The organism is Nitrospira sp. BLG_2, assembly GCF_049222245.1.
In genome coordinates this window covers 1-13,618 of record NZ_JBLYIG010000007.1, presented here as the reverse complement: position 1 = coordinate 13,618, position 13,618 = coordinate 1, and the positions used below count along the sequence as shown (strand labels likewise).

The following is a 13,618-nucleotide window of genomic DNA, read 5'->3' as shown; positions in this document are numbered from 1 at the left end:
ACGCTCTGTGCGAAACACGTTCCTTGTATTAGGGCAGCCAGTCAAAGTCCCGGTCAGTCGATACGAGCAGGATTCGGGACATCCTTAAAGAGGAGATCGGCAAAGTGCTGGCCAAAGTTGAGTCGATCCGTGAGGGAGGTGGCCGTCAGGAATTGTCCGGCTAGATCGGCGAGCGCCGGTTCGCGCGAAAACATGAATCGATGAACGTCTACCGGGGCGACCAACCAAAACCCTCTCAAACGAAAGAATGCCGAAATGCAATCCTCGTAAAACAACGTTAACAAGTAGTGAGCCGTTCCCGGCTTGTCCGCGAGATCCTGCGCTTTTCCTAACAGGTGATAACACTCCGCCTTCAGGCGAATCTGTTCGTTGATCGAAGGCGGTGGCGGACCTTGGCGAAAGCGATGGTGGACCGTTTCGATCAGTTTCGCACAGATGCCGTCGTGATCGTAGAGGATTCTGCCTTTTCGAAGCAGCGAGGGGAGCCGAAGCGAGTACGTGAGGTCCTCTTCGACGGAGCGATATCCATGGTAGCGAATATCTATTAAGCGCTCATCGACACGGAGGATTTCGTGACCGTCGGCCTCTCCCTTGACGAGGGCGATCAGGTCGATATCGCTGTGAAGAGTGAGGGCCTTCCGGGCTCCCGATCCGACGAGTAGGACGCCCACGAGGTCGCCGCCCCTTCGGCCTTTGATGTGCCGTAACGCAACTTCCAGATTGTCTTCAAATCCCGGGGGAGGCGGCGATTCCGGCTGATCCGGAGGTTCAGGAACCTCGAGCAGCTCGGCGTTCAGTTCTTCACGAGTGGGAATGCTGGTTGTGGTGTTATTCATAAAATTGCTCTTAACGGTCGTGATGAATCATGTTTGGAAACCATATGAATCAACCCGCAAAGGACTTGTCGGTCATTCTCGCCGGTCTCCCATGTGTTGCATGGAATGCAGCAGGAACTGTACCACTAACGCATTCTATGGATAGAGGAATATGGTGTCAATGTGAAGGATCAACGTGTGAGGATGTTGGCAAAGACGGCAGCGGCTTCGTCGATCTGCTTGTCCGTGATCTGCAGATGAGTGACGGCTCGATAGCTCTGTCCTCCGACAGCGTTGACAAGCACGCCGTGTTCTTTGAGGGCGGCCATCAGCTGGGCCGAGGAGCGCCGCTCGTCGACGATATCGAACATGACGATATTCGTTTCTACGTGCTGCGGCGCGATCTGGATCGCGGGAATTTGCTGCAGTAGGCGAGCCAGTTTTTTCGCATGATCATGGTCGGTCTTGAGCCGAGCGACATGCCGTTCCAACGCATAGATGCCGGCGGCGGCTAGGATGCCCGCTTGGCGCATCGCGCCGCCATACATGCGGCGAAAGCGGCGTGCGCGATCCATGAGTCGCTGATCGTTGGAGATCAGCAACGATCCAACGGGGGCCCCTAACCCCTTCGAGAGGCAGAGGGAAACGGTTTCGAAGTGTTGGGCGTACACCGCCGGGGGTAAGGTCGTGGCTGCCACAGCATTGAAAAGTCTGGCCCCGTCAAGATGCATGGGAATTCCATGTCTCACGGCGACGGCTCGGATCCTTTCGATCGTGGAGAGCGGATAAATCGTGCCTCCGCCGGCATTGTGCGTGTTCTCGATGCAGATTAAGGCCGTCGTAATACTGTGCGGATCGTTCGGCCTGATGGCGGCTTCCACCTGTTCAGCAGTCATGATTCCGCGCTCACCGGTCACCCAATGAAGTTGCACGCCGGCCAATGCTCCGGCGGCTCCCTGTTCATAGCGAACGACATGGCTCGTGCTCTCGACGATAATTTCCTGTCCCGGTTGAGTGTGTGATCGAATGGCCAATTGATTGGCCATGGTGCCGGAAGGGACGAGGAGCGCGAACCGCTTGCCCAGCATGGCCGCTGCCATTTCTTGGAGACGATTGACAGTCGGGTCTTCGCCGTAGACGTCGTCGCCGACCTCGGCACGCGCCATGGCTTTCCGCATGTCGTCCGTCGGCTTGGTCACGGTGTCGCTACGAAGGTCGATCATAAGGTGCGGTCTCCCGAGAATTCCGTACGGCCTGCGCATTCTAACAGATCTACCACTTGCAGGTGAAAGCGTACACGAGATCATGACATGTGAGGCGGCGGGCGATGTCAACATGATATGCATGGTACATGGCGGGATTGAAATAGCCGCGCACTTGGTAGAGATGAATGCAATTGTACGCGCGTTCCAAATCATGCTTGGTTATATCTACTGTGACCGGGACGAAGCCGAACGGATCGGACTGATATTCCAAAGACCGCCATTACATCCACTTCTGTGTCAGATGATGCTTCTTCAAGGCCCTATAATAATCCGCATACTTCCTTCGATCAGGTTTAACCAATTGATGCAGCTATTTCGGGGGACTTCCTGTATCCATAAACGTGGAACCTTAATCCGTTTGTCATCAATGGTTCTGGCGGATTGCAAGGCGGCGTGCAGCAGGATTTTATCTTTGTCATACCGCCCCTTCCAGAGGCGTAATTCTCAGCTGCTTCATTGTTATCCTGCCCGAATGATGATTTAGGCTCACATCGTGTTGTGTGCATGCCCAGCAGTCTCGCTTTTGCGAATACACAAAGCAGGACCCGACCCGGTAGTGTTTATGCTGAATCGTGAAGTTAGGATCGGTCGATCGGGGCTAGTGGCTCGCAAAGTTCAAATGATTGCCACGCCTGTCCAATCTTATAGAGCGTTTCCTGAAACCGTGGATCGCCAGTTTCAAGAAAGATACGAATCTGACTAAGGAACTCGTATACGATCGCGCGCCAACGCATACTGCTTATATTCAACGCTTCTTGGACCAGCATGCTTTGCACAAGAATTGAATTCTTTATGACAGTAGCGTCTGTCAATTTAGCGGCACCTGGAGGGGAGATTAGCGTTGTGAAGTCCTTTTCGCCATCACCGGCCATCGGATGCACGTGTGTTGAGGCATAGTCATAGCCCAATCGGTACAAGAACCCAAGGTTCATCTTCTTCGCAACATCTTCGGGTTTTGGTCGGCGCCATCGTGGTTGCTTCCGAGAAATCGCTTCATATCTCGAACGATCCTTCTCTTGTATCTCATTTAAGCTTCTGGGCGCTTTCCTACTCATGTCTGGATCGGAGAGAAGCTGATGCCTAGCTTCGTACATCGCTAGGAAAGAGTGCTCTTCAAAACCAGTGAATCCCTCTGTCTCGGCAAGGTGATGAAGATGAAAGAGGCGATCGAGTAATGAGCGATGTAGTATCCAGGCATCCTGCTCGCTTCCAGTCTTCCAGACAGCGTAGATGCTCTGCGTACAGCTCATACCTCGGGCAATGAAGTTCCGCGCAACTGTATTGCGAAGCTCCTGGCCGTGTTTGGCAAAGGATAGAAGTACGATGCCGGAATAGACCCGGAAGGTATCGATTGTCTGATGCAACACTTCTGGCTCTTCTGGTACAGGAGTAATTGATTCCGTCATCACGTGACTCACACGCTAACGTTGTTCATCATTGGTAGAAGAAAGCAGCAAGGCGTTGCTTTAGGCTCGGTAATGTATACGCGGCCAGGATTAATTACGGTTGAATGTCCTCCAATCTATTGGTTGAGGTAACGCTCTGTCGAGCGGCCAACAGCACAGCCAATACGGTCTTGGCATCTGCGAGTGCGCGGTGAGTTGGCACTGCAGTTCCTATGTGCTGCGCTAGTGCAGCCAGCTTGTATGTGCCCAGCGCTGGCCAAGTCTGTCTCGCTAGTGGTAGCGTGTCGTGGACTGGATTGACGAACTTCACATTGGCTAGACTCGTTACCTTCAGAATGAACTTTTTGTCGAACGGTGCGTTATGGAAGAAAATTGGATACGCGCCTACAAATGCTGTGAATGCTTTTATTGCATCTGCCAGCGGTTGACCTCGGAAGTCTATGGTGTCCTGCGTGATTCCTGTAAGTCGAGTGACGTCAGCTGGAAGTTGCCGTTGGACACACACTAGCGTTGAGAACTCCTCTGAAATGTCGCCTTCTGGTGTCACCCGCAGAGCGGCGAGTTCCAGTATTTCGTCGGCTTCGGAGTCTAAGCCGGTGGTCTCGATGTCCGCTACGATGAATGGATGACGAGTTGCAGTCAACGCTGCGTCGATCACGGCAGCGACTTCAGTCAAATAGGCCTCGCGTGAGGCAACGCGCTCCTGAAATTCCTTAAAGTACCCGATGTTTCGCCTGACTAACTCGTCGAGCCACTCCTTCATCGTCTTCTGGGGAAGGCCTAGCAATGTCGCAGCGTTGTTAGAACTGCGCAGTTCATTCCAGCAGTACCGGGCCACGGTATTGTGCCGAATGTGCTGCCACATTGTGTCAAAAGATTGGTGCGCAGTAGGCTCGCCGAACGTCTCGACCAGCCATTTCACATCGGTCTTGGACAGTGACTCGACGTATTGGTAGCCCATCGTCTTGAAGTCTAGTTGAATCAGAAGAAGCTCATTGATATCGACGAAACGAGCTAGGTAGTGCGGCTGTATGCCCTCGAATTCCAATGAGGCTGAGAAGTCAGCAATAATGCAAGTACCGTAAAGTGCTTCAATCAGGTCTTTGTACAGCTGTTTAGCCTTGCGGCGTTCTCGGATAAGGGCGCGCAGCTCTTTCGCGATTGCATTCAATCCAGACGGACCCCGATCTTGCAAAGCTTGTAGCTGCTCAAGCTTTGCAATTTCGACCGGAACAAAGGGCAGCAGCCACGCATAAAGCTTTTCCGATCTCTCGCGCCGACGACGTTTTTGGGTATCCTCCCTCCACCATTGGTCTGTAGTTTTGAGCGCCGGCGGGTCAGTCGTTAGCACAAAAGTGTACTGGCTAGCGCGTTCAGTAGCCTCAGCGTCCGAAACCGTGATCGACGGACCAGTTGGACCGTTGATAGTGACAGTAATGCCAGTGTCCGCCTGTGGCTGAACCACCGACGCTGACGATACTGAGGAAGGAGATACAGCGCCAATGGTAATCTTTGAAATCAACTTGCCGAACAGTCCCACGTTGTTTTTCTTTCTAAAGCTGCGAAAGCGCTAAGACCGAATCTAACTATCTACTGTCTGTTCCCTATGAGATCTCATTCCTCTTGGTATACCTGACCAGACCAGTTCGCTAGTGTGCCAGGATTCTAACGTGACGCCAAGTGCTGTTTTCAGGAATCATTTCAATGTCACGCCCACGCAGTCTCTTACTTAATATTCCTGTGCTAGGCATACGCACCTGCTACACTGCAAGCTTATGGACGGACCGGATCACGCAAAACGTGCTCGATGGGCTGTTTTCCTCGGCGCGAAGCCGGAAGAACTGGTCCCATTGGCTTGGGCCTTTGTCTATTTTTTCTGCCTCCTGTGCGGCTACTCCATTCTTCGTCCGGTGCGCGACGAAATGGCCATCGAAGGAGGCTTGAAGCATCTTCCCTGGATGATGACCGCGACATTCCTCACCATGCTCGCCGCCACGCCGCTGTTCGGATGGCTCTCGGCGCGATGCTCGCGCTACCGGCTGCTGCTGACCGTCTATGCGTTCTTCATCGTAAATCTGTTGGGCTTCTATGCGTTGATGACGAGTCATCTGCATCAGGAGTGGGTGGCTCGTGGATTTTTTGTCTGGCTGTCGGTGTTCAATCTGTTCATCGTGTCGGTTTTCTGGAGTTTCATGGCGGATCTGTTTACACCGGAGCAGGGGGCACGATTGTTCGGCGTGATTGCCGCCGGGGGAAGCAGCGGAGCGTTGCTCGGCCCGCTCTTTACCACGGGCCTCACGTTTATCTTCCCGATTCCGGTGCTGATGGTGGCATCGAGCCTGTTTTTAGGAGCCTGCATCGGATGCGTATATCGATTGGAGCAATGGGGGCGGACACAGACTATCCACCATCGGCCGGAGCAAGGTGAGCCGCTCCGCGGCAGCTTTCTCGCGGGCGTCCGACTGACATTCTCGTCGCCCTACTTGCTCGGCATCTGCGGCTACCTGGCGATGCTGACTATGACCGCCACAGTCCTTTACCTTGAGCAGACGCGCTTGGTGTCGGAATATCTTGACCAACCGGAGGCCCGCACCAGGCTCTTTTCCACCTTGGACTTCACGACAAGCCTCCTGACGTGGCTCACGCAGGTATTCATGACCCGACGACTCATCGGCCGGTTCGGTCTCGTGGCAGCGTTACTGTTCTTGCCGACGATCAGCTTGGTCGGATTCCTGGGGATCGCCTTGTGGCCGAGTCTTGCCGTCTATGTTGTCTTTTCCGTATTGCGGAGAGTGGGGGAATATGCGCTGTCCAAACCGGCACGGGAGGTTTTGTTCACGGTCGTCAGTCGCGAAGAAAAATATAAGGCCAAGAACTTCATCGATACGGCCATTTCGCGTGGCGGCGACGCATCGACGGCCTGGCTCGTGACGGCGATGAAATCTTTCGGTGTCACGGCCACGCACATTGCTTGGGCATTGGTTCCATTGATGGGGATATGGGCCTGGCTCGCCACTGTATTGGCCCAGCAAGAGAAGCGCCGGGCGGCACCTGTCTTATCTTCGGCAACTTCGGCGACAGAGAGTACTCGCAGTACAGCATGAGTGAATACCGTTTGCTTTGGACTTCATCCGTCTAGTCCCGAACCACGACTGATCCGATCACATAGGAACTGGCTCGTCCGGACTTGGCTCCTCGGATCCGAACCTCCGACACATCGCGCACGTGCTCACGGAAGTGCCAGGTGCGGTCGGCCTTCAGCTCAGGCCAGAACCACCAGGTGCCGTCACGCTTCCGGAACCAGAGCTGAATCGAGGTATCCGACAGCACTGAAATCGATTCCAGGTCGAAATATGTCGGCGCACGATTCTCGACGTTGCTGGCCCAGAGCTTGACCCACTGATTCCGATCGTGAGAGGACAGGACGCGAGGAGTCTTCGTCCAATCGACATCGGTGCATTTAAAGTCGACCAGTTTGCCGAACCCTTTACCGAAACCATCCCCTGGATCGGGAAGGGTGTAACACTCGATCCCCGTTTCCATGTTCAAATGGAAATGCGTGAGGCCGATGGCGTCGAGGGTGACATCGCTTCGCGAGCAACGCTGGCGGTAAGCCCAACAGTCGTTATGTTTCGACGGATCACACATCTGCAAGGGCCCGAATCCGATTCGGCCCGTCCTGAATGCCAGAGTTGATCTGGCCTGGCCATAGATATGTTCCAGCGCGCCTTCATCGTCGAAATTGATCAGGCATGGTTGTGGGTTACTGCCGTTGGGGCGGGCTTGTACGACCTTGGGCGGTTGGCTTTCTCTCTCTCGTTCGGCTGCTTGTTCGGGTGTGGCTTGCGTCGGAGGAGTCATCTGGGAACTCCCGGACTTCAGTTGTGCACAGGCTCCCAGTACAGTCGCCATGACCATGCAGAGAGCTACCTTGAGACCATGTCCATTGCCCTGAACTAATGAGCGCATCGCTCCTCCTTTCTTTTGCGCCAACGCGAGCCGACACACCATCTTCCATTCGCCATTCTAAGGTCTAAAGGTCTAATTGTAACAGGTTGAACAAGGGTCTTTCCGTTATTTACTCGTGAAAAAAACGCGTGGTATAGTCCGACGCCCAATGTGGGCCATTGTCTCAGGGGGGAAGGATTGATTGCAATGAATCATTGGAACCCATATGGCGCTTGAAGTTCCGGTCAAGTTATACATCGAGAAGCTATTGAAGGAGTGCAGGAACGTATCGGTCGATCTGGCCCTGCTCCCAGGTCCCGTGAAATCGAGGGCATTACACGCTATTGCCGAACGAGTTGATGCGGACCGAGACGGTATTCTCTCGGAAAATGACAAAGATGTCGAGGCTGTGGGGAAGTCTTTTGAGCATGCGGACACGAAAGATCGGATGAGAGCCGCCGTGGCTCGCGTTCGCTTGACGGCAGACCAGATGAAGGAGATCGCCGAGCGGCTGCATTTCATCGCCGATCTGCCGGACCCAGTCGGTGCCGTGACGTCGCAACAGGAACGCCCGGATGGGTTGCAAGTCTCGCGTGTGAGAGTGCCGATCGGAACGATCGGCGTGATTTCCGAACAGAGTCCGCTCGTGACCATGGAATCAATCGCGCTTTGCCTGAAATCGGGTAACCTCTGTGTCTTTCGCGGGGCTCCGGAATGGAAGTTGACGCACCAGGCGATTGATGCACGATGTCGTGAGGCGGCCGTGGAGAACGGCATACCCGATGGTGCCTGGGTGCTCATCGATCGCCAAGAAAAAGAAATTGCGCTCGATCTGATTCGGTCGAGAAAATACCTCGACGCAATAGTCGTGCGGGGTGGGGCTGGCTTACGAAAGACGGTTGCCGAGCATGCCAAGATCCCGGTTCTGTGCGATGACGGAGGCCTCACATATTTTTACATCGATGAAGATTCTGATATTTCAGTCGCGCAAAACTTGGTGATCAACTCCAAGGTGCAGCAGGCGGGAGCTTCCAACGCGCTGGATACTTTGCTGGTGCAGCAGATCCTGGGACGCCAGTTCTTGCCTCCGTTGATCAACCGTCTGCTGGAACAATTCAAGGTAGAAGTGCATGCGTGCCCTAAGACCGTCGCGCTCATGGGGCAAATGGCAATGACCGGACATACCGCGATCATTCCGGCTATGGATGCGGATTGGGAAACCGAGTTTGCCGGTCCAATCCTAGCTATAAAAATGGTCGAAAACCTCGATGAAGCGCTGGCCCATATCAGAACGCACGGTCGTTGCCTCACCGCCGGAATCGCCACCACGCGCTACGGGTCCGCCATGCGATTCACCAGGGAAGTGGATGCCGGCGCGGTGTTGGTGAACGCGTCAACCAGGCTCCATGCCGGCGATAGCTTTGGAATGGGAAGCGATATGGGACTGAGCACGGGGAAACTGCATGCGAAGGGTCCGATCGGTCTGGAGCAGCTGACCTGCGAAAAGTATGTGGCGTTCGGGTCGGGGCAGCTTCGGCTTCCGCATCCGGTGCCGGAGACGTACTTCGACGCCATCATGCTGAAGAGACCGTAGGCGCCCGCTCAAAACGGTCGCCGGCATCGTTCGAACGACTCAACGTCCCCTCCTACGTCTCATGGTTCTCACTCCTTGCGGCCCTTGCCGGCAACCGTTTCGAGCGCATGAAGATGGATTCTGATTTCCTGCGACAGGCGCTTCGCGACCATCTTGCGTGGTGGGGGCTCAAGCACTTCTCATCGGATCGCGATTATTTCGCATGGCAGAGACGGCAACTTTCACCGAAAGATCTCGAGCGGCTGGCCCTTCACATCGAGCGAAAACGCAAAGGCAATCGTCGCGATGAAATTGCGTTCTATGATCTAACCGCGCATCCGAAAATCTATCCGATCCTCTATAGCCAACGCTGTGAATATTATGAAGAGATCGGAGTGCGGACAGCGGCACACCTCGACCAAGCCAAAGACGTTCTCGATTTTGGCTGTGGCATCGGAGTGCTGACGATTTTCTATGCGCGCCTGTTCCCGGAGAAGCATTTTGTGGGTGTCGACCGATCGTCCGCTTCCATCGTTGTCGCCCAGGAAAAGGCGGACAGGTTGGGGTTGCGCAATCTCCGATTTGAGTGCGTGGATGTGGAAACCGACCCGCTCTCAGGTTCATACGATCTTGTAGTGGCGACTCATGCGCTGGTGCAATCTGAACAAGATCCCGGTCTTCCGAGTCGGAGCTGGCGAACCTTCGAGCGGGGACACGATCCCACGCAACAATTGTCATTTGAACGGCGGACAGGGCTTGGGATTCGATTGGACCGGCTGTGTCGGATCCTGAACTCATACGGCCGCATGATTGTGAATGAAAAAACGCGGCAACTGGCCAGAAGAGTGCCGTTTCAGCGCGCATTGGCCAACAGAGAACTGAAGCTCGCCGAACGTCCAGCCCTGATTCGATATCGAACAGTCGAAGAAGTGGTGGAGGACGGTCCGTTTTATGTGCTGCATCGGGGAAGCGAGGAAACGATGAACTGGGATGAAGAGCCGGAACAGGATCAAGGACAGCTCTTCGACCTGGATGCCGTCTCCCTATCATCGGGTGATGTCAACGTGCCGCTGTACGAGAATCATCGGCCTTCGGCACAGACGGCATGGGAACAATTGAAAGATCGGGATGTCATGAGAGAGATCACCTGCCAAGCATCGGACGGCCGACAAGTGCATGCGGAGCGTGGGAGCTTTCGAAGACAGCACTATCTCTACTGCGCAAACACCTTCGACCAACGGCAACTGGTCATCGTCGAAGAGGCTCGTTCAGCGATGCTCGAGGAGTACTATCAGGAAATCATGAGAGGGTTGGTCTAGGCGTTGCTGCCTTGTCCAAGCTGCTTGGACATCCAGACCTCAAATAATAAATACCCGATATTTGTGTTGCAATCGTTTTTCACCCTCGCTAACCTTGGCCCGTTCCCCAATAAGTTGGAGACAGCATGGCGATTGCTTTTCTCGTTTGTGCTTGTTTCAGGCGTGAATCGAAGGAGGAATCACTATGAAAGCGGCGCACATCATTATCGTCGCGCTGAGCTGGTTCTGTGTCGGTTGTGCCACACCGCCGGAAGTGAAACAGGCGTTGATCGCCAAGGACCAGGCGTATGTCGAGAACGAGCGGCTGATGCAGCAGTATCGTGAGTTGGTCGGGAACGTGACCGAGCGGCACCAGCAGTGGTATCGCTATGTCCAAACGCGGCTCAATCTCAACCTGGCGTTGCAATGGGCCACCACAAATCCCAGGCTGATCGACGTTGCTGATGTCGAGGTGGCGAAGGACGATGCCGAGGTGCTGGGAGCCGAGGTCATTGCCCTCATCAATGACATCCGGCTCAAGAATCTCCCTGAGCGAAAGGGACCCACCGGACAGGTCGTTTTCCAGGCGGGTATGGGGGATATGGACACTCTCTTGCAAAAGCTTCCGGAACTGATCGGCCGAATCGAGGAGCGTGTCGCGGAAGATCCCCGTGGATCTTCCGCGGTAGATCTGACGGCGTTCGATCAGTACCGCACCAACGTCGAAGCGGTTCGAAGGATCAACGCCATCATCAAACAATACTTGGATATCGATCTGACGTTATCTCACAACGACGTGCAATCGCTTGCGGAAGGCGTGCAGGGGTTGCGCCGGTGACGCGCGGATGCGTGAGCGGAAGGAGCCCAGTATGAGCGGAAGACATATCATCGTTGCGAGTATTGGGCTCATTCTCTTGAGCCTGGCAGGGTGCCACTCGATTCACAGCGCCGCGGTCCGCGATCTCCTCCAGAGGGAAAGCACCAAGATTGATGCGGCCCAGGCCAATATCGACATGTTCCAGAAGGAAACCGAGGCGCGCATCAAGTTCCTTGAACAGGCGCGCAGTTCTCTGCGCGAGAGTTTCAGAGCCTTGCAGACACATGAAGCCAAACATCAATTCGTGCTTCCTTCCTACCGTAAGGTCGCCGGTCGGAAAGGTGAGGTCGCGTACGCGACGGCCTATCGCGTCGGTCACATGTATCTGGTTGAATATCAGAAAATGGAAAAAGCCGTGTGGGATCAGTTCGATGAAGATTTTTCCGGCTTGCGCGATACGGCCAATGCCTTGAATGACTCGTGGAAACGGACTGCGGCCCTCCATACTCAATTGAAACGCTATGCCGACGGATCGGCTCTGGCGTCCGTCGATCCCGAGTTTGTATCGGCGTTGATCGAGCAGGCTCCGGAACAGTCCACACGTATCATGGAGGTGCTGAATCATTCACGAACCGTCAACACTGCCTTGGAGGAAATGACGGCCTCACGCATTCTTCGGATGAGGGCTTTGGAATGGCCCCATACCTTTACCGCAGACTTGGTCGACCTTCTGGACAAACTGAAGAAAGAGGACGGGCACTAAAGGAGGCATCATGAAGACCAGTACTGCGGGGGTCGTGGGTTTTTTGGAAGACAACGATAGTTTGATCAAGCAGTTGATGGAAACCGCCGAGAGTGCGCATCAGGAAATCACAGATCTCGCGGTCCAAGTGGACCATGCCCGCGAGGAGGCCCAAGCTCTGATTAATCAGTTAGATATCGTCGAATTCGTGGTGGGAAAACAGGATGAAACGAAGGTCCGTCAGAAGGCGCTGCTGGAAGCCGTCGCCCCCTTGCGGAGGAAATTCGAAACGTATAGGAATGACCCACTTCGTCGCGGCATCTATGCGGCGGAAATCTCCAATCTCTACCTGCAACTATCCAACACATTTAATAATGAGACCGTGGCCCAAATCGTTCCCTTCAGCAAGGAAGAGATTCGCGCCTACAAAGCTCTCATCACAGAGGCCGTACTCGACGCGGCCTCACGAAAAAAACGGGCTGCTGTCATCAAAGCTGCCGCGCACATTTCCAAAATCGCCCTGGGAATTGCTGGAAAACTGGCAGTGTAAGGCTGTGACATACCAACAAGGTGGCAGTTCTTTTCCTGTTCTTTTCTTATTGACGGCTATCAGTGCAACCTGCCACAAGCCCGTCGTCGCTCAGCGCCGTGATGGACATGGCATAGCGTATGCTTTGGCCAGTCGGATGTGATCGCAATCTTTTTCTTGACAGAGAAGATTCAATAGGAGTAATGAAGAAATAGTCCATTGACTTGTCGTGTGTGCAATGCTTCGAGTCATGCCTTAACAGGAGGAGGTGGAAATGGAAGACCTAAGTCCACCGGATCACACTGGCCCGCCGAGCCATGGGCGGGTGCCAAGCCAGTCACGCTAGCCGGTTCTTCATCGGCTATCGCTTCCCCGCGTAGGGGACTCAATCATCAGGTAGGCGTGGAGATTTGAGGTTGGCGTAAGAATACGCTGGCAAGCTGATCTCAATGCTTCTAACGAAGCACACCTAACCTATTCGCCCATTCCTCGTGCAGGTCCCCATAGACAATAGATTCTCGAGGCGTCCTAAGCGCCGTGCGCGGGCGGCCTTACTATCTGGAAAGGTCGCCCGTAGCGAACCAATGACAATGGGAGGAAGCGCAGCGTCTGAATTCATGGTACGAACAAAAGGAGTGAGCCATGGATAGTACCTTCTTGATATTCGCGTCTGTCATGCTTGCAATCTTCATCGGTGGCATAGTCGTATACAAGAAAAGTTAATAACTGCAGTGGAGCTGTTATACGGGGCTCCATTATACATGGGCTCCATGTACGTGGAGTGAACTGTTGGCCAAAAGCACCGGTAGTGAGTGCGGAGATCCAGAGAAAGAGGGTCGCCATCTGGAATGGCGGTGTGCGTTACTCATGCGCCGGTGCATGGCTATATTTGTGGAGTTTCTGTTCCCTACGGGAACTGAATATAGGGCTTCGGTGGCTCTTGATCCGGCGGGAGATATGTCGGCGCCGGTTCGCCGGCTGGTCCAAGATTTCTGATGAATCGATAAATGGCACGCAGGTCCTGCTCGGTCATCTCGCGTAGGACGAACCATGGCATCGGGGGTCGTAATTCAGCCGAACGTGAGGCCTTGATCCATTGAGCTTCCGAAATCTTTTGCATATAAAGCCGTAAGTTACTCGCGTAGGTTGTGCCCCACGGGCCCCGCCACCCCGTCGCATCTCCTTTGAGCCAGTCTTGTTCAGGAATTTTCCCTGCAGCCTCCGC

The 13,618-nt window shown here is 54.3% G+C and carries 11 protein-coding genes and 1 pseudogene; 6 read left to right on the top strand and 6 right to left on the bottom strand.

Translation table 11 applies throughout. The features are described from left to right. Positions 1 to 53: 53 nt before the first annotated feature. From ACOSYY_RS00225 to ACOSYY_RS00210, 4 genes are all read right to left on the bottom strand, one after another. A complete protein-coding gene (locus ACOSYY_RS00225; RefSeq protein ID WP_421660203.1) occupies positions 54 to 836 on the bottom strand; it encodes a hypothetical protein in 783 nt (260 codons plus the stop codon). A gap of 170 nt (positions 837 to 1,006) precedes the next feature. Then, positions 1,007 to 2,038, bottom strand: coding sequence for a threonine aldolase family protein (locus tag ACOSYY_RS00220; protein ID WP_421660202.1), 1,032 nt, complete (start codon positions 2,036 to 2,038; stop codon positions 1,007 to 1,009). Positions 2,039 to 2,658: 620 nt separating this feature from the next. Then, a complete protein-coding gene (locus ACOSYY_RS00215) occupies positions 2,659 to 3,486 on the bottom strand; it encodes a DUF5677 domain-containing protein (protein WP_421660201.1) in 828 nt (275 codons plus the stop codon). Between the two features lie 94 nt (positions 3,487 to 3,580). After that, positions 3,581 to 5,026: a 3'-5' exonuclease gene (locus ACOSYY_RS00210; protein ID WP_421660200.1), complete on the bottom strand. Its 1,446-nt coding sequence runs from the start codon at positions 5,024 to 5,026 to the stop codon at positions 3,581 to 3,583. Between the two features lie 235 nt (positions 5,027 to 5,261). Between ACOSYY_RS00210 and ACOSYY_RS00205 the strand changes: the two genes are divergently transcribed. After that, the gene (locus ACOSYY_RS00205) at positions 5,262 to 6,590 is read left to right on the top strand and encodes an NTP/NDP exchange transporter (RefSeq protein ID WP_421660199.1); all 1,329 of its coding nucleotides are present in this window, start codon (positions 5,262 to 5,264) and stop codon (positions 6,588 to 6,590) included. Positions 6,591 to 6,621: 31 nt separating this feature from the next. On the opposite strand, the gene ACOSYY_RS00200 is transcribed toward ACOSYY_RS00205, so the two are convergent. Next, a complete protein-coding gene (locus ACOSYY_RS00200; protein ID WP_421660198.1) occupies positions 6,622 to 7,455 on the bottom strand; it encodes a hypothetical protein in 834 nt (277 codons plus the stop codon). 205 nt (positions 7,456 to 7,660) lie between these two features. On the opposite strand from ACOSYY_RS00200, the gene ACOSYY_RS00195 reads away from it, so the two are divergent. From ACOSYY_RS00195 to ACOSYY_RS00175, 5 genes are all read left to right on the top strand, one after another. Then, a complete protein-coding gene (locus tag ACOSYY_RS00195; protein ID WP_421660197.1) occupies positions 7,661 to 9,028 on the top strand; it encodes a glutamate-5-semialdehyde dehydrogenase in 1,368 nt (455 codons plus the stop codon). Between the two features lie 107 nt (positions 9,029 to 9,135). Further along, a complete protein-coding gene (locus ACOSYY_RS00190; protein ID WP_421660196.1) occupies positions 9,136 to 10,326 on the top strand; it encodes a methyltransferase domain-containing protein in 1,191 nt (396 codons plus the stop codon). A gap of 184 nt (positions 10,327 to 10,510) precedes the next feature. Next, positions 10,511 to 11,143, top strand: a complete 633-nt coding sequence (locus ACOSYY_RS00185) for a hypothetical protein (protein WP_421660195.1) — start codon at positions 10,511 to 10,513, stop codon at positions 11,141 to 11,143. Between the two features lie 31 nt (positions 11,144 to 11,174). Continuing rightward, positions 11,175 to 11,885, top strand: a complete 711-nt coding sequence (locus ACOSYY_RS00180; RefSeq protein ID WP_421660194.1) for a hypothetical protein — start codon at positions 11,175 to 11,177, stop codon at positions 11,883 to 11,885. A gap of 10 nt (positions 11,886 to 11,895) precedes the next feature. After that, the gene (locus tag ACOSYY_RS00175; protein WP_421660193.1) at positions 11,896 to 12,414 is read left to right on the top strand and encodes a hypothetical protein; all 519 of its coding nucleotides are present in this window, start codon (positions 11,896 to 11,898) and stop codon (positions 12,412 to 12,414) included. Positions 12,415 to 13,300: 886 nt separating this feature from the next. On the opposite strand, the pseudogene ACOSYY_RS00170 reads toward ACOSYY_RS00175, so the two are convergent. Further along, positions 13,301 to 13,618: pseudogene (locus ACOSYY_RS00170) on the bottom strand (cytochrome C); the annotation flags it as partial.